The organism is Marinobacter sp. NFXS9, from assembly GCF_040148665.1.
Classification (GTDB): domain Bacteria; phylum Pseudomonadota; class Gammaproteobacteria; order Pseudomonadales; family Oleiphilaceae; genus Marinobacter_A; species Marinobacter_A mangrovi.
The window spans coordinates 262391-282276 of record NZ_JAGDDW010000001.1 but is presented as its reverse complement, the minus strand read 5'-3'; the positions used below and the strand labels follow the sequence as shown (position 1 = coordinate 282276).

Genomic DNA, 19886 nt, shown 5'->3' with positions numbered 1-19886 from the left:
TCAGGATCCTCCGCTGACGGTCAGGCGCGCGCGGGCGCCGCTGCTGTCGTTCACCACCGAGCCGATCCGGGCTTCCAGTCCCCGGTCGCCAATGGCGCTGCGTAACGCGCTCAGACGGTCGTAATTGTCGGCACGCAGTTCGACCACCAACTCGCCCCGCTGACGGCTGTAATTAACCGAATCGAACTGCAGGTTCTGGCCGCCGCCCAGCTTGTCGTATTCGGCACCCGCCTGCGCCATCAAGGACAGGAAATCCGCCCGCGGGCCCTGCTGACGAGCGACCCGAAGACGGCCTTCCAATACGCGGCGCACATTCGCTGCGGTTGCGCGAGTGTCCTGTGGAAAGACGTCATGGTAGAGCGACATCGCCTGGTTCTCGAGTTCGGCGGCCTGCTGGTGGTGGTAATAGCCCAGCCCCAGCTCAACGCCTACCTGCAGCGCCAGCCATAGACCGGCGACGATGGCCGCAGGACGCCAGACGCGCCAGACGCCACCGGTCTTGTCGGTGTTCTCGAAGGTGCCCTGACACAGATTGATGGGTTCACACAGGGCGTTATGCTGGGCGTGTGCCAGTAACTCCAGCGGTGTCATCTGCAGTACGTCACGGGTGACGCGCAGTCGATCTTCGGTTTCGATCGGTCGGATGTTATCGGCGTAGCGCGCCAGGTCTTCTTCACTCCCATAGAGGGTCACCGGGATTTCCGCGACCACTTCGTCTTTGTCCGGCTGTGCCAGGGTATAGGAGAAAATGCTCAGGTTCTCGGTCTTCATGCGGAACCACTCGCCCCGGGAGCCGGCCACCAACGTGTCCTCGCCCGCAAGACAGATGCACCAGCGGGATTCGCTCACCGGCAGCAGCGCCGCATCCGGATACAGCGCCTCCAGATCCGCACCCTGGAAGGCATCGAACAGTTCGTGCCAGATCGCCATACGCTGCTGGTCGATGGCCGCGACCCGGAAACCCTCTTCGCTGCGCTTGCCCAGAGCGAGATGGACCGAATCGATGTCCTGGGCGATCTGCTCTTCCACGGCAAACGGCAATGCCTGACGGACATAACGCGCCTGCTTGGCCGGTATCTCGGCAAAGCAGAACAGCACGTCGTCCCCCGGCAGCAGGCCCACCAGCAGGACGTGTTCCAGGTCATTCTGGGTCAGCGTCTGCTCGATTACCGACCGGTCGTCATCCTGGCCGCTGGCCTGGAACACGCCGCTGGCATCGATCAGCGCCCAGTCGAAGCGCTGGCCGTCCATATCGCCATGCAGCGCACGGAAGGGCGCAGCCGGTTGAACGTAGAGTCGATATGACATGAATCCGTAGTTCCTTGTTGTTTTCCGGAAGCGGCTGGCCGTAGACGCCTGACTCAGTCAGATATGCCGAGCGCGTCGGCGGCGTCCCTGGCCTCCTGGCTCTGGCTGTCGCCCGAAACCTGATAGCGCTCCTTGGTGATCAGCTGCGTCTGGCTTTCGTCCCGGCGAACCGTGAACATCTCGCCCTGGGGGTTCCGGTAAATGGTCGTCACCAACCGGAACACTCGATCATTGAACGTGATGCGTGAGGCGACATCGAAAAAGTCCGTGCTGACCCCCAGCCCATTGCTGTTCAGCCCCAGTCCGGCAAACGCCGGCAGTGCCAGGAAATCCTGGACGGTCTCAAACGGCTCATCTTCGCGCTGTTCAACCACGGTTTCCACCTGCGCCGCCGTGAGATTTTCGTTCAGGGCCTGTAATACGGGTGCTGGCGCCATATTAACATTGATTGTCGTGCCCGATACCGGCAAAGCCGCCACATACGGCAACAGTTTACGATAGGCCTCTTCGGTCATGCCGTTGATCAGTCGCAATTCCGAGACACTGGCGAACGGCTGGTTGGCGGCCCGGTAAGGCGGGTCCATACCGAGATAGACGCCGTCCTCGGCACCGTAGGCATTGACCGTTTCATCATTATCGTCGATCCAGTCGATCAGGGCTTCCACGTGTACAGAAGAAATATCGAGAACCAAAAGCAGTCTAGCCAACCGGTCCCGGGTCAGCTCATTGACCGCGCCGGTGGCATCCACCAGATTATTGAGATTAATGCGCCCGCCCAGATCATTGATCTGCACTTCGACCACGCCGTTTTCTTCATACGGCAGCACGGCCGAGTATTTGGCCCAGACTTCGTCGGGGCTGTCGACGTGGGCACCGTCCTCCTCGTCGTCTTCAAAATCCTTGGACAGGATCTGCTCCGCGAAGGCTTCCGCGCCGAAGGCGATACTCTTGCCCTGACTCTGTGCGAGGTAGTGGCTCGCTTTATAGATACGCAGTTGCTGCAACTGGGTCATGCCGGCAACCAGCGTTACCACCAACGCCATGGCCAGCAGTACCATGATCAAGGCCACGCCCTGCTGCTCACGCGATGCGTTTGGGCTCCTCATGACCCCGAGCCCTCCGAGGTACCCGAGTTGGAGCCGGATTGGCTGCCCTCTTCTTCGCTGTCCGACTCCCCGCTCGACTCCGTCGAGTTGGTTATCGTGGTCTGGGCAGATTCCGGATCGAAATCGGGCAGGACGAAAACCCGCTGCAGCTCGCCATAATCCGACTGTTTGATCACGATCGCCACGCCCTTCGGCAGGGGCACGGATGCCAGCGCCGACGGCGAATCACTGGTCTGAGCCGCCGCCTGATCGGTAGTCGGCCATTCGTCCTGCCAGGTGCCCTGGTCGTCCAGAAAACGCACGTTGACATCTTCGACATTGGAAAGCAGCAGCTGATCACGCCCCTTGGCATCCTCCGCCAGATCCAGCGTGCCCCAGTAGCGCCGATGCAGCTCGTCACCGGTGAACTCGTAGCTCACCCGCTGCAGATCACTACGCCGGGCGCCGATGGGGTTGCGCCAGCCCTGGCGGGTCAACGCCAGTTCAACCCCATCCTCGCGACTGGTCATGGCGTAGCGGGCGTCGCCGTAGATATCGCGAATCGGCCGGTTAACCACCTGGTCCAGGTCGCGCTCAATGACCAGCATGGCTCGCTGGATCTGTTCAAACTCCTCGGCGGCGGCATTGACTCGATCCCGGGCCTGGATCACGCCACTGATCATCTGCCAGACACCGACGCCGATCAGGGCTGTGATGCCAACGGCAATCAGCACTTCCAGGAGGGTGAAACCACGCTGCCGGGTCCGGATGGGTGTGCGATCAATAATCACCAATGAACCCCGCCAGACTGGACAGTTGCCTCTTGTCACCATCTTCCGGAGCGAGGAAGACCGTGACTTCAACCCGACGCACTTTTTCATCCTGGGTGCCGCTGACCACCGTTTCCACCTGCCAGTGACGGTTGGCATAGTCCAGGTCATCGGTTTCCTCGGACACTTGCGGGAGATCGGATTGCAGGCGCAGCTGCGCCACCTCGTTCTCGGCAATCCAGGTGGCCATGGTGCGGTCGCGGACTCGCTCAAAGGTGCCGATATAGTTGCTGGCTACTTCAGACGCCGCGGTGGCGATCAGGCCGAAGACCAGCACGGCGACGAGAACCTCGATCAGGGTAAAGCCTCGTTGCCGAAAGCGTGGCGAACACACCGTCACAGCGGCTCCTCCTCACCCGGCGGATGCCATTTGAGGCCGTTCAGACCATCGGTATCAATGCGGTAGATTGGCTCCTCGTCGCTGCCGACCGCCAGTTCCATATCGAACGGAGTGGTTTCGCCAGAGGAATAGAACACGATATCCGGCCGCGGGGTGTCTTCGTCGTCTTCCGTTCCCGGCAATTTGGGCAGGTCGTCTTCGGTGTGGTAAGCCACCGCCAGCCAATCCGGGAGTTGCCGCGGCGCAAACAGACGCTCTTTCTGGCGCTCCCAGGTCTGTTCGACGTCGTCATACACCATAAAGCGATAGGCGTTGTCGTCGATCAGCAGGCCCAGTTCCTGGTTATTCAGAACCGCCTGCTCTGAGGCGGTCTGCATCAACAGGAACATTTCCCTGGCCTTATTTTCCAGCTCCCGCTGCTGGGCGCCGCCGCCCAGGTTCACCACGGCAATGACGGCAAGCAGGCCCACCAGGACCAGCACCACCATAATCTCGATCAGGGTAAACCCGCGCGAGCGGCTCATTGAACCACCCGCTTATTTGTCAGGATTATCCTGAACACTGATGTCTGCAGCGTCGCCCTCACCCCCTTCGCGTCCGTCGGAGCCGTAGGAAAACAGATCGTAAGGCCCATTCACGCCCGGGCTGATGTACTGGTAGTCGTTGTCCCACGGATCCTGGGGCACGTTCTTCAGGTAGCCGTCCGGGTTCCAGTTCTTGGGCTCGGGGCTGCCGCTGGGCTTGCTGACCAGGGCCTGCAGCCCCTGCTGGGTTGAGGGATAGGAGCCGTTGTCGAGCCGGTAAAGATCCAGCGCATTGGCAATGTTGCTCATCTGGGTCTGGGCCACGGTGACCCGGGCCTGGTCGCTCCGGCCCAGGATGTTAGGCGCCACGATGGCGACCAGCAGACCCAGAATGACCATCACGACCATGATCTCGATCAGTGTAAAACCGGCATTCCTGTTCAGTTGTTTCATCGTCATCCGTCTCGTTTGCATCGTCGTCGGTTGTTGTCTCAGGGACGTCCCTGTTGCCAGATTGTGGGCAGGCTTCCGGTTTCTTAAGACCGACTTGTTCAGCCCACCAGGTTACTCATGTTGAGGATCGGCAGCATGATCGCCATCACGATGATCAGCACCACGCCGCCCATGACCAGCAACATCAGCGGTTCAAACAGCCCCACCATGGTCTGGATCTTGGCCTGCAGAGTATTCTCCTGCATGGTGGCGGTGCGTTCCAGCATGCTGTCCAGCTCACCGCTGGCTTCGCCGCTGGCAATCATATGCAACATCATCGGGGGAAAATAGCCCGTCGCGTCCAGCGATTTGTGCAGGCTGGCCCCCTCGCTCACGGATTGCGCCGCCTCTTTGAGCCGCATCCGCAGGTAGTCGTTGGACAGCACTTCGCCAGCAATTCGCATGGCTTCCACCAACGGTACGCCACTGGTGGTCAATATCGACAGCGTGCTGGCATAACGCGCGGTATTCACGCCCCGCGTCATGCCGGAGATCCCCGGCATGTGCAGCAGCGAACGGTGAAAGCGCAAGCGGTTGGCTTCCTTGCGCAACGCCATCCGGAACGCAAAGAAGATGGCCGCGAGGATAATGGCGAGGAAAATCCCGTACTGCATCAGGAAGTCGGACATCACCAGCAGCCCGCGGGTCAACACCGGCAGCTCCTGCCCCTGTTTGACGAAGACCTCGATGATGTCCGGTACCACGTAGGTCAACAGGAACACCACGATAGACAGCGCCACAACGGTCAGGATGATCGGGTAAATGGCCGCCAGCTGGATTTTCTGGCGCGATTCCTGACGAGTCTCGGTATAGTCCGCCAACCGGTTCAGCACCAGGTCCAGGTGACCGGCGTGTTCGCCCGCGGCGACCGTGGAGCGGAACAGCCGGGGAAAAGCCCGCGGAAACTCACCCAGGCTGTCCGCCAGCGAATGACCTTCCATGACTTTCGAGCGTATGGCAATCATCATACTCTTGATGCGTGGCTTCTCGGACTGCTGCGCTGCGGCGCCCAACGCCTGCTCCACCGGGATCCCCGACTGGATCAGGGTCGCGATCTGCCGGGTCACCAGCGCCAGGTCCGAGGCGCTGAGACCGCGGCCTTTTCGGGTCGTCCCGCCACCTTTGTTTTCCCGCTCTGACGCGGTGTCCACCGACAATGGCGTCAGCTTGCGTTCCCGCAGCTGTTGCCGCACCGCCCTGGCGCTATCCGCTTCAACAACGCCCTGTTTCTGTTTGCCCCGCGCGTCCAGCGCCTTGTAGTTGAATGCTGGCATACGCCCCTTAGCTCCGGTGCGTCACGCGCAGGACTTCTTCAACCGTCGTACGGCCGGCCAGCACCTTGGCCACGCCGTCGGCATGGATGCTGGGACCGTGCTGCCGGGCCACCTTCTCCAGCTCCAGTTCGCCGGCCTGGCGGTGAATCAGGGTGCTCAGATCCTCATCGACGCGCACCACCTCGTAGATCCCCATACGGCCACGATAGCCGAGGTGGTTACATTCGTTGCAGCCAACAGCACGGTAGATGTCCGGCGGGTTCTCGGGATCGAGCTGCAGGAATTCGCAATGCTCGACCGAGGGTGAATAGGATTCCTTGCAATGGGGACACAGCACCCGCACCAGTCGCTGGGCCACGATGCCGATCAGACTGGAGGAGATCAGGAACGGCTCGATGCCCATATCGATCAGCCGCGCGATGGCGCCGACGGCCGTGTTGGTGTGCAGCGTGGACAGCACCAGGTGACCGGTCAAACTCGCCTGGACCGCAATCTCGGCGGTTTCCAGATCCCGGATCTCACCGATCATGACCACGTCCGGGTCCTGACGCAGGATGGCACGCAACCCCCGGGCAAAGGTCATGTCGACCTTCGGGTTGACCTGGGTCTGGCCGATGCCGGACAGGTTGTACTCGATCGGATCCTCAACCGTCAGGATGTTGCGGCTGCGATCGTTGATTTCCTGAAGCGCGCCGTAAAGTGTAGTGGACTTACCGGAACCGGTGGGACCGGTGACCAGGATGATCCCGTAAGGCCGGAAGATCAGCTCCCGCAATACTTTGAAATCACGCTCCGCCATCCCTAACGAAGCGAGGCGCAAACGGCCGGCCTGCTTGTCCAGTAGACGCAATACGATCCGCTCGCCATTGGAAGACGGCATGGTGGAGACCCGCAGATCCACTTCCCGACCGGCCACCCGCAGGGATATCCGGCCGTCCTGGGGCACCCGCTTCTCGGCGATATCGAGCCTGGACATCACCTTGATGCGCGACACCAGCAGCGGCGCCAGCGCCCGTTTGGGCTCAACCACCTCACGCAGAATGCCGTCGACCCGAAACCGCACCACCAGGCGCTTCTCGTAGGTTTCAATGTGGACGTCGGAGGCGTTGGTGTTGACGGCTTCGGTGAGGATGGCGTTGATCAGGCGGATAATCGGCGCGTCGTCTTCCTGTTCGAGCAGGTCCTCGGTTTCCGGCACGGACTCCGCCAGGCTGGCCAGGTCCATGTCGTCACCAATGCCTTCAACCATCTGCATGGCTTCGGTGGAATCGTTCTGGTAGGCGGCGTTGAGGGCTTCGTCGAAATCTTCCGGTGCAATCGGCTCGAACTTGGCCCGCCCGCCACTGACGCGGTTGGCTTCCGCCAGCGCCATGGGCGTGGCTCCGGGTCGTACGAGAACCTTCACGGCGCCGCTGTCGCCGCGGGTCAGGATAACGCCGTGGCGTTTGGCGAAGGTAAAAGGCAGGCGCCCGATCGGGGCGTCCTGAGCCTGCATGTCGAGGTCTTGTTCCACGCTGGTTCTCACCTGTTCCTGTCACCGAAGAAGGCAAAGGCTATCATAGCTCGCCCGGGAGTATGCGGTCTCTGACGAGTTATCGGGAAAATTGGGACGTTCGTCAAGCACGTCACGGTGCTAATCGCTTATTTTTGCATCATTTTTGGTCGAATATGACAATTGCCGCCCTTATAATCCACCGTTTGCAAAGACCGCTGAGTATTTACCGGGTGTTTGTCTAAACTGTTACAGTGCGATCGGCCACCGTAGCGTCCTTCCGGAAACCAGGTGCATCGCCTAACCCCGATGAACCGGAAGCGCTCAAGATTAGACCGTATCCAGGGACGGTAATTCCGCTACGCTATCTATCAGGAGATCAGGGCTACCCATGACCGGCATCTATTCCCGACTACCCCAGATTACCGCCCTATTACTGGTGGTGGCCATGATGGCATCGCTGGGCTGGCAGGGGTGGCAGTTTTACCAGGCCGAACAGGCACGACAGGCCGGCGGCGGGGCCGTGGTCACCCGGCAGGCCCCAACGGGCAACGCCGGTGCGCAAGACATTAACCTGTCCGCCATTGATCTCTTCGGCAAAGCCGGCGCCCAGCCCGTACAACAGCCCCAGTCCACCGAGAATCTGCCCGAGACCAACCTGCGCCTCTATTTGCGCGGCGTGATGGCCGGCGGTGAAAAAAGTGTCGCCAGCGCCCTGATCGAAGACGCCAACAACGATACCGAAGCCTACCTGATCGGCGACGAATTGCCCGGCAACGCCACCCTGCGCTCGGTCTATCCCAACCGGGTCATTATCGAACGCAGTGGCAAGCTCGAAAACCTCTATTTTCCTGAAACCGCAGACACCAGCGGTATCGATCTGAGTAACGGCAACGAGGCCCAGGCCGCGGAAAGCACCCCGGCGGAACCCCGGTCCCAGCCTCGAGCCGTCCAACCTCCCGGTTCTGCGCCGGCGGTAACCAGCGACAGACGGGAAGAGATTCGTCGCCGACTGGAGGCTCTCCGGGAGCGATTGCGCCAGAACAGTAACTGAGGCCATGGATGAGTCCGACGCGCATCAGGCAGGGATTTCAAATCTGTGCCCTGGCCCTGTCATTGACGGTCACCGCCGTCATTGGCATCGAGCTGAGCTCGCGTCTGCTTGATTATGTCCAGAATGAATTCGGCGATGCCGCCCGGGAACGCCTGGTTCAGTGGCAGCAGCTGCAGAAGCTGGCCAGCCATGCCCCGGTCCGACGCCAACTGCGGTTGGTGAATTCCTTCTTCAACCAGGTCAAATTCGTCAACGACATCGAACACTGGGGAATGGAGGATTACTGGGCCACGCCGGTCGAGATGCTCGCCACCGACGGCGGCGACTGCGAGGACTTCTCCATCGCAAAATACCTCACCCTGCGCGCGCTGGGCGTGCCCGACGACCAACTACGCATCACCTACGTCAAAGCCCTGGAGCTCAACCAGGCCCATATGGTGCTGGCCTGGTACAAGACGCCGAATGCCGACCCGCTGATCCTCGACAACCTCATCAATGAAATCCGTCCGGCCTCCGAGCGCGACGACCTGGAGCCGGTCTACAGCTTTAACGGCGAAGGCTTGTGGCTGCAACAAAAAGGAGGCGGTGCGGACGCCGAACGCATCGGCAATGCCGACAAACTCAAAAACTGGACCGACCTGAACAACCGCCTCATCGACTCCCTCCGGTAGGAAACCCCATTGAAACGGTTGACACATCTCTGTCGCCGGAATTACCTTTACGTTAACGTCAACGTGAGCAAGTCGATATGAGTGACCTGAACGTCAAGCGAACCCACTCCATCAGCGATCTGGCCCGGGAATTCGACATCACCACCCGGACCATTCGCTTCTATGAAGAAGCCGGCATGATTACGCCGGAGCGCGACGGCCAGACTCGGATCTATACTGATCAGGACCGGGTGAAACTGAAGCTGATCCTGCGCGGCAAGCGCCTCGGTTTCAGCCTGGCGGAATCCCGTGAGCTGATCGAGATGTACGATCCTTCTTCCGACAATGCTCATCAGCTCAATGCCCTACAACAAAAAATCAACGAGCGACGTGACGCCTTGAAGCAGCAGCTTGCAGACATCGAGATCATGCAGAAGGAACTCGACGACGCCGAAACACGGTGCCAGGCCGCCATGGCCGCCCTGAACAACTGAACCGTATCGCGTCCCGAGCCAGACACACCACAACAAAGACAAGATTTCAGGTGGGTTATGACGATGCAGAAGAGCTATGTCAGCGGGGTCAGCGAAACGCCCCTGCTGGGTATGACCATCGGCGAGAAGTTTGACGACACAGCCCGTCGCTTCCCGGATACGGACGCCCTGATCGTCCATCATCAGGATCGCCGTTACAGCTACCGCGAACTGCAGGCTGCCGTGGATCAATGCGCCCGGGCCATGATGGCCCTGGGCATCGAGAAAGGCGACCGGGTGGGCATCTGGTCCCCCAACAACGCCGAATGGTGCATCACCCAGTTTGCCACCGCCCAGATTGGCGCCATCCTGGTCAACATCAATCCCAGCTACCGGGTGCATGAAGTGCAGTACGCGCTCAGGCATTCGGGCGCCTCCGTGCTCATCCTGAAGGGTCAGTTCAAGACGTCGGATTACGTGGGCATGATGACCGAACTGGTTCCGGCCCTGAATGACGCCCGCCAGGAGCGCATCCACAGTGACACCCTACCCGACCTGAAGCAGGTCATCTGCCTGGACGCCAATCACAAGGCACCCGGCATGTGGCACTGGGATGAGGTGATCGCCCGGGCGTCGCAAACGTCAGAGGCCGACTACCGCGCCCGTCAGGCCCGACTGCAGTTCGACGACCCGATCAACATCCAGTACACGTCCGGCACCACCGGCGCGCCCAAGGGCGCCATGCTTTCCCATCACAACATTCTCAACAACGGGTTGTTCGTTGCTCGCCGGATGAATTTCACCGAGAAGGACCGGCTGGTCATTCCGGTACCGCTCTATCACTGCTTCGGCATGGTCATGGGCAACCTGGGTTGCATTACCCACGGCGCCACCATGATCTACCCCAGCGAAGGCTTTGAACCGGTGGCCGCCCTCACCGCGGTGCAGAGGGAGAAAGCCACGGCCCTTTACGGCGTACCCACGATGTTCATCGCCGAGCTGGAACACCCGGATTTCGCGAGCTTCGACCTGTCGACCCTGCGCACCGGCATCATGGCCGGTTCCAACTGCCCGGCCGAGATCATGCGCAAGGTGATCGACCAGATGCACATGACCGACGTGACCATCTGCTACGGCATGACCGAAACCAGCCCGGTGAGCCTGCAGACGGAACCGGATGCGCCCCTCGACAAGCGCGTCACCACCGTCGGCACGATCCATCCGCACCTGGAAATCAAGATCGTCGATCCGGCGACCGGCGACCTCGTGCCGCGCGGCGAGAAAGGCGAGCTCTGCACCCGCGGCTACAGCGTCATGCTGGGCTACTGGAACAACGAGGAAGCCACCCGAAAATCCATCGACGTGACCCGCTGGATGCACACCGGCGACCTGGCCACGATGGACGAGGCCGGCTATGTCGCCATTACCGGCCGCATCAAGGATCTGATCATCCGCGGCGGCGAGAACATCTATCCCCGCGAGATCGAGGAATTCCTCTACACCCACGAGGCCATTTCCGACGCCCAGGTGATCGGTATCCCGGATGAGAAATTCGGCGAGGAAGTCATGGCGTGGGTCAAGCTGGCCGAGGGCAAGCAGGCCACGGAAGACGACATCCGTGAATTCTGCAAGGGCAAGATCGCCCACTACAAAGTCCCCCGATACATCAAGCTGGTCGACGAGTTTCCCATGACCGTCACCGGCAAGATCCAGAAGTTCCGGATGCGGGAAATCAGCATCGATGAATTGAACCTCGGCGGTTGATGCCGGGCGGTCATTGCGATCGCCCTCGCCTCAAGGTTGACGTTAACGTAAACGACAGTTTTTACCGGCAGGAGTCAGAACCACCATGAAAAGCCAGTACACTTCCCTCAACTTCGGACTCGGCGAAACCGTCGACATGCTCCGGGACCAGGTCAACCAGTTTGCCACTGACCGCATCGCTCCCCGGGCAGCCGACGTGGACCGGGACAACCTGTTCCCCAACGAACTCTGGCCGCAGCTTGGCGAGATGGGCCTGCTCGGCATGACCGTCAGCGAGGAGTACGGCGGCAGCGGCATGGGCTACCTCGCCCACACGGTGGCCATGGAAGAAATCAGCCGGGCCTCCGCCAGTATCGGCCTGAGCTACGGCGCCCACTCCAACCTGTGTGTCAACCAGATTTTCCGAAACGGTAATGACGAGCAGAAAGCCAAATACCTCCCCAAGCTGGTCAGCGGTGAGCACGTCGGTGCTCTTGCTATGAGCGAACCCAATGCCGGTTCCGACGTGGTCAGCATGAAGCTGCGCGCTGACAAGAAAGGCGACCGCTACATCCTCAACGGCAACAAGATGTGGATCACCAACGGGCCCGACGCGAACACCTACGTCATTTACGCCAAGACCGACACCAGCAAGGGCCCCCACGGCATCACGGCCTTTATCGTCGAACGGGACTGGAAAGGCTTCTCCCGCGGCCAGAAGCTGGACAAGCTGGGCATGCGCGGTTCGAACACCTGCGAGCTGATCTTCGAGGATGTGGAAGTCCCGGAAGAGAACATCCTGGGTCAGGAGAATGGCGGCGTGCGCGTGTTGATGTCCGGCCTGGACTACGAGCGTGTGGTGCTGTCCGGAGGACCCATCGGCATCATGCAGGCCTGCCTCGACAACGTGGTGCCCTACGTCCACGAGCGCAAGCAGTTCGACCAGCCCATCGGCGAGTTCCAGCTGATCCAGGGCAAGCTGGCGGACATGTACACCGAGCTGGCCGCCTGCCGCGCGTACCTTTATTCGGTCGCACAGGCCTGCGACCGCGGCGAGACCACCCGCAAGGATGCCGCCGGCGTGATCCTCTACACTTCAGAGCGGGCCACCAAGATGGCGCTGGAAGCCATCCAGATCCTCGGCGGCAACGGCTATATCAATGAGTTCCCCACCGGTCGCCTGCTGCGGGATGCCAAGCTCTATGAGATCGGTGCCGGCACCCAGGAAGTCCGCCGCATGCTGATCGGTCGCGAACTGTTCAACGAATCACGGTAAGGGGTCCCATGGCTATCCTCCATTCCAAGATCCAGACCGAATCGCCGGAATTCACCGAGCGTCAGGCCGCGATGCAGGCGCTTTGCGATGAACGCCGGGAACGTCATGACACCATCGCCAAGGGCGGCGGTGAACAGGCCCAGAAACGCCACACCGACCGGGGCAAAATGCTGCCCCGCGAGCGCATCCACCGTCTGCTGGACCCCGGTTCACCGTTCCTGGAGATCGGCGCGTTTGCCGCGGATGATGTCTACGGAGAGGACGTGCCCGCTGCCGGCGTGATTGCCGGGATCGGTCAGGTGCATGGCATTGAGTGCATGATCGTCGCCAACGATTCCACCGTGAAAGGCGGCACCTACTACCCGCTGACGGTGAAAAAACACATCCGGGCCCAGACCATCGCCGAGGAAAACCACCTGCCCTGTATCTATCTGGTGGATTCCGGCGGTGCCAACCTGCCCCGTCAGGACGAGGTGTTCCCGGACCAGGAGGACTTCGGCCACATTTTCTATCGCCAAGCCAACATGTCCGCCAAGGGCATCGCGCAGATCGCCGTGGTGATGGGTCTGTGCACCGCCGGCGGCGCCTACGTGCCGGCCATGGCGGATGAAAGCATCATGGTGCGCGAGCAGAGTTCGATCTTCCTCGCCGGCCCGCCGCTGGTCAAAGCCGCTACGGGCGAGACCGTCAGCGCGGAGGAACTCGGTGGCGCGGATGTGCACACCGGCATTTCCGGCGTGGCGGATCACTACGCCAACACCGAGGCGGAGGCTCTGGAGCGAGCCCGCCAGTGTATTGCCAACCTCAATTTCCGGCGCCCGGAGACGGTTCGCCTGCGCGAGCCGGCCGAACCGCTGTATTCGCCGGATGAGTTGTACGGCGTCGTCCCGAGCGACCTGAAAACCCCCTACGACGTGCATGAAGTCATCGCGCGACTCGTCGACGGCTCCGAGCTCGATGAATTCAAGGCCCGCTACGGATCGACCCTGGTGTGCGGTTTTGCCCACCTCTATGGCATGCCGGTGGGCATCATCGCCAACAACGGCATCCTGTTCTCCGAATCCGCCCAGAAAGGCGCGCACTTCGTGGAACTGTGCTGCCAGCGCGGTATTCCGCTGATCTTCCTGCAGAACATCACCGGGTTCATGGTGGGCAAGCAGGCCGAACACGACGGCATCGCCAAGCACGGCGCCAAGCTGGTCACCGCTGTGGCCTGCGCCCGGGTGCCGAAGCTGACGGTCATCATCGGCGGCAGCTTCGGGGCCGGCAATTACGGCATGTGTGGCCGGGCCTACAAACCCCGCTTCCTGTGGATGTGGCCCAACGCCCGCATCGCGGTCATGGGCGGCGAGCAGGCCGCTGGCGTGCTGGCCGACGTCAAGCGCGCCGGCAAGGAGCGTCGGGGCGAAAGCTGGAGCCAGGATGAGGAGCAGGCGTTCAAGCAGCCGATCATTGACCAGTTCGAGCACCAGTCGAGCCCCTACTACGCCAGCGCGCGCCTGTGGGACGACGGCGTCATCGACCCGGCCGACACCCGCCGGGTGCTGGGCCTGAGCCTCTCGGCCGCCGTCAATGCGCCACCCGAAGACACCCGTTTCGGCCTCTTCCGGATGTAACCAGGAGATCACCATGACTGAACAGGCTGTACGTACCGAAACCGACGGTCGCGGGGTCACCCGGATTACCCTGGCGCGACCGGACAAACGCAATGCTTTCAACGACAGCGTCATGCGCGAACTGCGGGATGCGCTGGTGGCGGCCGGCAATGATCCGGTCTGCCGGGTCGTGGTCCTGCAGGGCGACGGCAAGCATTTTTCCGCCGGCGCTGACCTGAACTACATGCAACAGACCGCCGAATTGAGCCACGAAGCCAACGTGGACGACGCCCTGGCGCTCGCCGGCCTGATGCAGACGCTCGACCAACTCCCCAGGCCGACTATTGCCCGCGTCCAGGGCGCGGCGTTTGGCGGGGCGCTGGGCTTGATCTGCGCCTGCGATATCGCCATCGCCACCGAAAATGCCCGTTTCTGCCTGAGCGAAGCGCGTCTGGGGCTGGCGCCGGCGGCTATCGGTCCCTATGTGATCCGTGCTATCGGCCCGCGTCAGGCGCGTCGCTACTTCCTCACCACCGAGGAAATCCCCGCGGACGACGCCAAGCAACTGGGCATCGTCCATGACGTAGTCGCTGCCGACGACATTGATGAAACCATCAACGCCCTGGCCGAACGGCTTCTGCGCAACGGGCCCGTTGCCCTCGACGCCTGCAAGTCCCTGGTCGCCCGCACCCAGATGGACGGCCCGGACGAGGCGCTGATTCGTTACACCGCCGAACTGATCGCCGGGTTGCGCACCGGTGACGAGGGTCAGGAGGGCCTGCAGGCCTTCCTGGAAAAACGCCAACCAGCCTGGATCCAGGAGTAACCCGATGACTGAGCACGCCATTCGCACCCTCCTGGTCGCCAACCGGGGCGAGATTGCCCTACGCGTGATGCGCACGGCGCAGGCCATGGGCATTCGCTGTATTGCAGTTTATTCAGAGGCAGATCGCAACGCGCCGTTCGTACGTCAGGCCGATGTAGCCGTCGCCATCGGCCCGGCAGCCGCCGCCGAAAGCTACCTGAAAGTCGACCACATCCTCGCGGCCGCAAAGGAGCACGGAGCCGACGCCATCCATCCCGGCTACGGTTTCCTGTCAGAGAACACCACCCTGGCCGAACAGTGCCAGGCTGAAGGCATCCGCTTTATCGGCCCGCCCGCCTCGGCCATCGCTGCCATGGGCTCCAAGAGCGCCGCCAAGGCGTTGATCGCCGAAGCCGGCGTACCACTGGTACCGGGCTATCACGGCGACGACCAGAGCGTTGCCCGGTTCCGTGAAGAGGCCGAAAACACCGGCTTCCCCATGCTGATCAAGGCCAGCGCCGGCGGAGGTGGCAAAGGCATGCGGGTCGTTCACGGGATGGACGAACTGGAAGAAGCCATCGCCGCGGCGCAACGTGAGGCCTGCGCCAGCTTCGGCGACGACCACCTGCTGATGGAGCGTTACCTGGAAAACCCGCGTCATGTGGAAGTCCAGGTCATGTTCGATGGCCACGGCAAGGGCCTGTATCTGTTCGACCGGGACTGCTCCGTCCAGCGTCGGCACCAGAAAATCATCGAGGAAGCCCCCGCGCCGGGGATTCCTGATGCCATCCGCAAAGCCATGGGTGAAGCCGCCGTGCGATGTGGTGAGGCCATCGGCTATGTCGGTGCCGGCACCGTGGAATTCCTCTACGAGCCGGGTGGCTATTTCTACTTCATGGAAATGAACACCCGCCTGCAGGTGGAACATCCGGTCACCGAGCTGATCACCGGGCTCGACCTGGTGGAATGGCAGATCCGTGTCGCCAACGGAGAGACGCTGCCCTGGGCCCAGGACGAACTGACCTGCCATGGCCACGCCATGGAGGCCCGGGTCTACGCCGAAGATCCGGACAACGACTTCCTTCCCGTTACTGGCCGCCTGAACCACCTGCGCGAACCGATGGACCTGCCTCACGTCCGGATCGACTCCGGCGTGGCCGTAGGCCAGGACATCACCCCCTGGTACGACCCCATGCTCGCCAAGGTGATCACCTGGGGCGAAGACCGGGATACCGCCCGCCAGCGCCTGATCGACGCCCTCGCCCGCTACGAGGTCATGGGCGTGACCCTGAACACCGATTTCGTGGCCCGTGTCCTGCGCGAGCCGGATTTCGCCAGCGGCGAGCTGACAACCCACTTCATCGAGACCCACGCCGAGGCCCTGAGCACCCCCGAGTTCACGCACGAGGAACAGCAGGCCCTGAGCTGGCTCGCCTGGCAGCAGGACGCCCGGTCAGAAAGTGCGCCCGGCCCCTGGTCAATGCAGGACAGCTTCCGCCTCGGCGGTCCCCGCCAGCAACGCTGTGAGTTGCGCATTGGCGATCAGGACAGCACGCTGGGCTATGAGATGATCAGTGATCGACGGGCCCGACTGCATTCGGAAGGCGATTCACCGGTGCTGACACTCTCCTGGCAACCGGCCGATCACGCGGCCCTGGCCGTTCGGTTGAATGGTCGCCAGGTCCGTCTGTCCTGGGCCAGTCACGGCGAGAAGCTCGGCCTCTTCGCAGGCAACATGTCCTGGACGGCCTTGGTGAACCATCCCGAGGAGCAGGTCCAGGACGCCGACAGCGACGCTCACCTCACCGCGCCGATGCACGGCCGGGTGATTGCGGTGAACTGCACCGAGGGAGAGACGGTCGAACCGGGTAAGACCCTGGTCGTCATGGAAGCCATGAAAATGGAGCACAGCCTGAAAGCCCCGGCAAAGGGCTGCGTTGTCGCGCTGCACTGTGCCGAGGGCGACAGTGTGGGTGCCGGCCAGGTCCTGGTGGACTTTGAAGCGGAGGAAGACGCATGACGGGCGAGAAAGTAACCCTGGTGGAAGTGGGCCTGCGGGACGGCCTGCAGAACGAGGCAACGGCGGTTTCCCATGAGGACCGTGCCCGCTGGTTCAACGCGCTGGCCGATACGGGGCTGACGCGAATCGAGGCCGGCAGCTTTGTTTCCCCCAAGTGGGTGCCGCAGATGGCCAATACCGATGCGGTCATGCAGGCCATCCGCCGCCGGGACGACGTCTCGGCGGAAGTCCTGGTGCCCAACAGCAAGGGGCTTGAAGCGGCTCTGGCCGCCGACGCCGATGTGATCGCCGTCTTCACCGCGGCGTCCGAGAGCTTCAACCGCAAAAACATCAACTGCTCCATCGAGGAGAGCATCGCGCGCTTCGAACCGGTGGTCAGCGGTGCCAAATCTGCAGGCAAGCGGGTTCGAGCCTACGTTTCCTGCGTCGTGGGGTGTCCGTATGAAGGCCCGATCGCTCCACGCCAGGTGGCTGATGTGGTCCAGAAGCTCCTGGAACTGGGCGCCGACGAAGTCTCCCTGGGTGACACCATCGGCGTGGCCCGTCCCCGTGAAATCCACGCCCTGCTGGATGCCACCCTGCCGCTGATGCCCACCGAAAACCTGGCCCTGCATTGCCACGATACCCGCGGCCAGGCCATCGCCAACATCTACGCCGGCCTGGAGCGGGGCATCCGCATCTTCGACAGCGCCGTGGCCGGTCTCGGCGGCTGTCCCTACGCCAAGGGAGCCACCGGCAATGTAGCCACCGAAGATGTGCTTTACTTGCTGCAGGGCGAAGGGTTCGAAACCGGTGTCGACCTGCATGCCGTGGCCCGGGTCGGTCAGGAGATCTGCGAAATGCTGGACCGCCCCAACCCGTCACGCACAGGCAAGGCCCTCACCGCGCATCTGACCGAAGACGATTTGACGACGGGACAGGATCAGCATTCATGACTAGAACGCCACTCTGGCAACCCAGTGACGATCGCATTGCCAACACCCGCCTGACGCAGTTTGAAGAACGTCTGCGCAAGCGATACCCAGACATGGCACCGGGTTATGAAGGGTTGCACGCCTGGAGCGTCGCGTACGCCGATCGTTTCTGGGAAAACCTGGTGGATGAATTCGGCGTTCTGGGCGACTGGAGCGGGCCGGTCTCGGAAGACGGCTTTCCGGTGGTCGGGCGGCGTTTCTTCCCGCAGAGCCGGATCAACTTCGCCGAAAACCTGCTGGCCCGGGGCAATCCGGAAGCCGTCGCGATCATCGAACATCGCGAGGATGGCCGCCGGCGGATCGTCACCTTCGATGACCTGCGCCACAAGTCCCAGGCCCTGGCCGGGGCCTTGAAATCGGTCGGTGTGGGCGAAGGCGACCGGGTCGCCGGATTCGTCCCCAATGGCATCGAGGCGGTCGTGGGCATGCTCGCCGCCAGTCAACTGGGCGCCGTGTGGTCCTCCTGCTCCCCGGATTTCGGACTCAACGGTGTGATCGATCGATTCGGTCAGATCGAGCCCAAGGTGCTGATCGCCATCAACGGCTACCACTACAACGGCAAGGTGATCGATACCCGCGACCGGGTCCGGAACATCGTCGACTCACTGCCCTCCCTTGCCCGGCTGATCCGCATCGATAACTGCGACGACTGCCCCTGGCCGGACGATAGCGTCGGCATGACCTGGGACGAGGCCATCAGCGCCGAACCGGTCTGTCATTACACCCGTATGCCGTTCAACGCGCCGCTCTATATCCTGTATTCATCAGGCACCACCGGCGTTCCCAAGTGCATCGTGCACGGCATAGGCGGAACCCTACTGCAACACGTGAAGGAGCATGCCCTGCACACCGACGTCCACGCCGGCGACCGGGTGTTCTACTACACCACCTGTGGCTGGATGATGTGGAACTGGCTGGTCAGCAGCCTGAGTCTGGGAGCCACCCTGGTGCTGTTTGACGGCTCCCCGTTCTCGCCCGCGCCGGAAGTACTCTGGAACATCGCCGAGAAGGAACAGATCCGAGTGTTCGGCGCCAGCGCCAAATACTACGCCGCCTGCGAAAAGACCGGCCTGAAACCGCGGGAAAGCCACAATCTGGAAGCGCTGGACGCCCTGCTCTCCACCGGTAGCCCGCTCTCTCACGAAAGTTTCGATTACCTTTACCGGGACGTAAAGCCGGACGTCTGCGTCTCCAGTATTTCCGGTGGCACCGACATTGTCGCCTGCTTCGCATTGGGCAACCCGAACCTGCCGGTCTATCGCGGCGAGCTGCAATGCATCAGTCTGGGCATGGACGTGGCGTTCGTTGACGACGACGGCAATCCATTGGCCGAAGGCAAAGGCGAGCTGATCTGCCGCAACGCCTTCCCGTCCATGCCGGTCGGCTTCTGGAACGATCCCGAGAACGCCCGCTTCGAGGACGCCTACTTCAGTCGCTTCCCGGGCGTCTGGGCCCATGGCGACTACGGTGAGCTGAGCGTTCATCCGGAGACCGCCACGACACCGGCGCAAACCGGCGTATTGATCCATGGCCGCTCCGACGCCACGCTCAATCCCGGTGGGGTCCGCATCGGCACGGCCGAAATCTACCGGCAGGTAGAAAAGGTCGATGCCGTTCTGGAAGCGCTCGCCATCGGCCAGCAGTGGGAGGACGATGTCCGCGTGGTGCTGTTCGTCCGGTTGCGCGACGGCGTGACACTGGATGACGATCTGGTCCAGACGATTCGACAAACCATTCGCGCCAACACCACTCCCCGGCACGTTCCCGCACGGATCGTTCAGGTTGCCGACATACCCCGCACCATTAGCGGCAAGATCGTTGAATTGGCGGTCCGCAACGTGCTCCACGGCGAGCCGGTGAAAAACAAGGATGCACTGGCGAATCCCGAAGCGCTCCGGTATTTTGAGAATCTTCCCGAACTCAAACAATAATACCGGCTAACGGCCGTCCG

18 protein-coding genes are annotated in these 19886 nt (G+C 62.0%); 10 read left to right on the top strand and 8 right to left on the bottom strand.

Translation table 11 applies throughout. The annotated features are described in order from the left end of the window. From gspL to gspE, 8 genes are all read right to left on the bottom strand, one after another. Positions 1 to 1308 (bottom strand): type II secretion system protein GspL, encoded by a 1308-nt coding sequence (gene gspL / locus J3364_RS01295; RefSeq protein ID WP_349556028.1) that lies wholly within the window; start codon positions 1306 to 1308, stop codon positions 1 to 3. 53 nt (positions 1309 to 1361) lie between these two features. Continuing rightward, positions 1362 to 2414: a type II secretion system minor pseudopilin GspK gene (gspK, locus tag J3364_RS01290; protein ID WP_349556027.1), complete on the bottom strand. Its 1053-nt coding sequence runs from the start codon at positions 2412 to 2414 to the stop codon at positions 1362 to 1364. Further along, complete coding sequence (gene gspJ, locus J3364_RS01285) at positions 2411 to 3184, bottom strand: type II secretion system minor pseudopilin GspJ (RefSeq protein WP_349556026.1); 774 nt, start codon at positions 3182 to 3184, stop codon at positions 2411 to 2413. The genes gspK and gspJ overlap by 4 nt, the downstream gene beginning before the upstream one ends. Further along, positions 3174 to 3563 carry a type II secretion system minor pseudopilin GspI gene (gene gspI, locus J3364_RS01280; RefSeq protein WP_349556024.1) on the bottom strand — a complete coding sequence of 130 codons (390 nt, stop codon included), beginning with the start codon at positions 3561 to 3563 and terminating at the stop codon, positions 3174 to 3176. The genes gspJ and gspI overlap by 11 nt, the downstream gene beginning before the upstream one ends. After that, the gene (gspH, locus tag J3364_RS01275; RefSeq protein WP_349556022.1) at positions 3560 to 4087 is read right to left on the bottom strand and encodes a type II secretion system minor pseudopilin GspH; all 528 of its coding nucleotides are present in this window, start codon (positions 4085 to 4087) and stop codon (positions 3560 to 3562) included. The genes gspI and gspH overlap by 4 nt, the downstream gene beginning before the upstream one ends. 12 nt (positions 4088 to 4099) lie before the next feature. Then, positions 4100 to 4546 carry a type II secretion system major pseudopilin GspG gene (gene gspG, locus J3364_RS01270; protein ID WP_407944034.1) on the bottom strand — a complete coding sequence of 149 codons (447 nt, stop codon included), beginning with the start codon at positions 4544 to 4546 and terminating at the stop codon, positions 4100 to 4102. Between the two features lie 92 nt (positions 4547 to 4638). Then, positions 4639 to 5853 (bottom strand): type II secretion system inner membrane protein GspF, encoded by a 1215-nt coding sequence (gene gspF, locus J3364_RS01265; protein WP_349556020.1) that lies wholly within the window; start codon positions 5851 to 5853, stop codon positions 4639 to 4641. A gap of 7 nt (positions 5854 to 5860) precedes the next feature. Continuing rightward, positions 5861 to 7348 carry a type II secretion system ATPase GspE gene (gspE, locus tag J3364_RS01260; protein ID WP_349556770.1) on the bottom strand — a complete coding sequence of 496 codons (1488 nt, stop codon included), beginning with the start codon at positions 7346 to 7348 and terminating at the stop codon, positions 5861 to 5863. Positions 7349 to 7736: 388 nt separating this feature from the next. On the opposite strand from gspE, the gene J3364_RS01255 reads away from it, so the two are divergent. The 10 genes from J3364_RS01255 to J3364_RS01210 all read left to right on the top strand — a co-directional run bounded on the left by J3364_RS01255 (position 7737) and on the right by J3364_RS01210 (position 19866). Continuing rightward, complete coding sequence (locus tag J3364_RS01255; RefSeq protein WP_349556018.1) at positions 7737 to 8399, top strand: type II secretion system protein N; 663 nt, start codon at positions 7737 to 7739, stop codon at positions 8397 to 8399. Positions 8400 to 8407: 8 nt separating this feature from the next. After that, entirely contained in the window at positions 8408 to 9070 is a 663-nt protein-coding gene (locus J3364_RS01250; RefSeq protein ID WP_123634752.1) for a transglutaminase-like cysteine peptidase, read from the top strand. A 77-nt stretch (positions 9071 to 9147) separates the two neighbouring features. Next, positions 9148 to 9543 carry a MerR family transcriptional regulator gene (locus J3364_RS01245; protein ID WP_123634753.1) on the top strand — a complete coding sequence of 132 codons (396 nt, stop codon included), beginning with the start codon at positions 9148 to 9150 and terminating at the stop codon, positions 9541 to 9543. A gap of 57 nt (positions 9544 to 9600) precedes the next feature. Then, a complete protein-coding gene (locus tag J3364_RS01240) occupies positions 9601 to 11286 on the top strand; it encodes an AMP-binding protein (RefSeq protein ID WP_349556017.1) in 1686 nt (561 codons plus the stop codon). 85 nt (positions 11287 to 11371) lie between these two features. Continuing rightward, positions 11372 to 12541 carry an isovaleryl-CoA dehydrogenase gene (locus J3364_RS01235; RefSeq protein ID WP_349556016.1) on the top strand — a complete coding sequence of 390 codons (1170 nt, stop codon included), beginning with the start codon at positions 11372 to 11374 and terminating at the stop codon, positions 12539 to 12541. A gap of 8 nt (positions 12542 to 12549) precedes the next feature. Further along, entirely contained in the window at positions 12550 to 14157 is a 1608-nt protein-coding gene (locus J3364_RS01230; RefSeq protein ID WP_349556015.1) for a carboxyl transferase domain-containing protein, read from the top strand. 13 nt (positions 14158 to 14170) lie between these two features. Further along, positions 14171 to 14962, top strand: coding sequence for an enoyl-CoA hydratase-related protein (locus tag J3364_RS01225; RefSeq protein ID WP_349556013.1), 792 nt, complete (start codon positions 14171 to 14173; stop codon positions 14960 to 14962). Positions 14963 to 14966: 4 nt separating this feature from the next. Beyond that, on the top strand, positions 14967 to 16961 hold the full coding sequence (locus J3364_RS01220) for an acetyl/propionyl/methylcrotonyl-CoA carboxylase subunit alpha (RefSeq protein WP_349556012.1): 1995 nt from the start codon (positions 14967 to 14969) through the stop codon (positions 16959 to 16961). Next, positions 16958 to 17896, top strand: a complete 939-nt coding sequence (locus J3364_RS01215) for a hydroxymethylglutaryl-CoA lyase (protein WP_349556010.1) — start codon at positions 16958 to 16960, stop codon at positions 17894 to 17896. The genes J3364_RS01220 and J3364_RS01215 overlap by 4 nt, the downstream gene beginning before the upstream one ends. After that, entirely contained in the window at positions 17893 to 19866 is a 1974-nt protein-coding gene (locus J3364_RS01210; RefSeq protein WP_349556009.1) for an acetoacetate--CoA ligase, read from the top strand. Before J3364_RS01215 ends, J3364_RS01210 begins: the two co-directional genes overlap by 4 nt. Positions 19867 to 19886 lie beyond the last annotated feature (20 nt).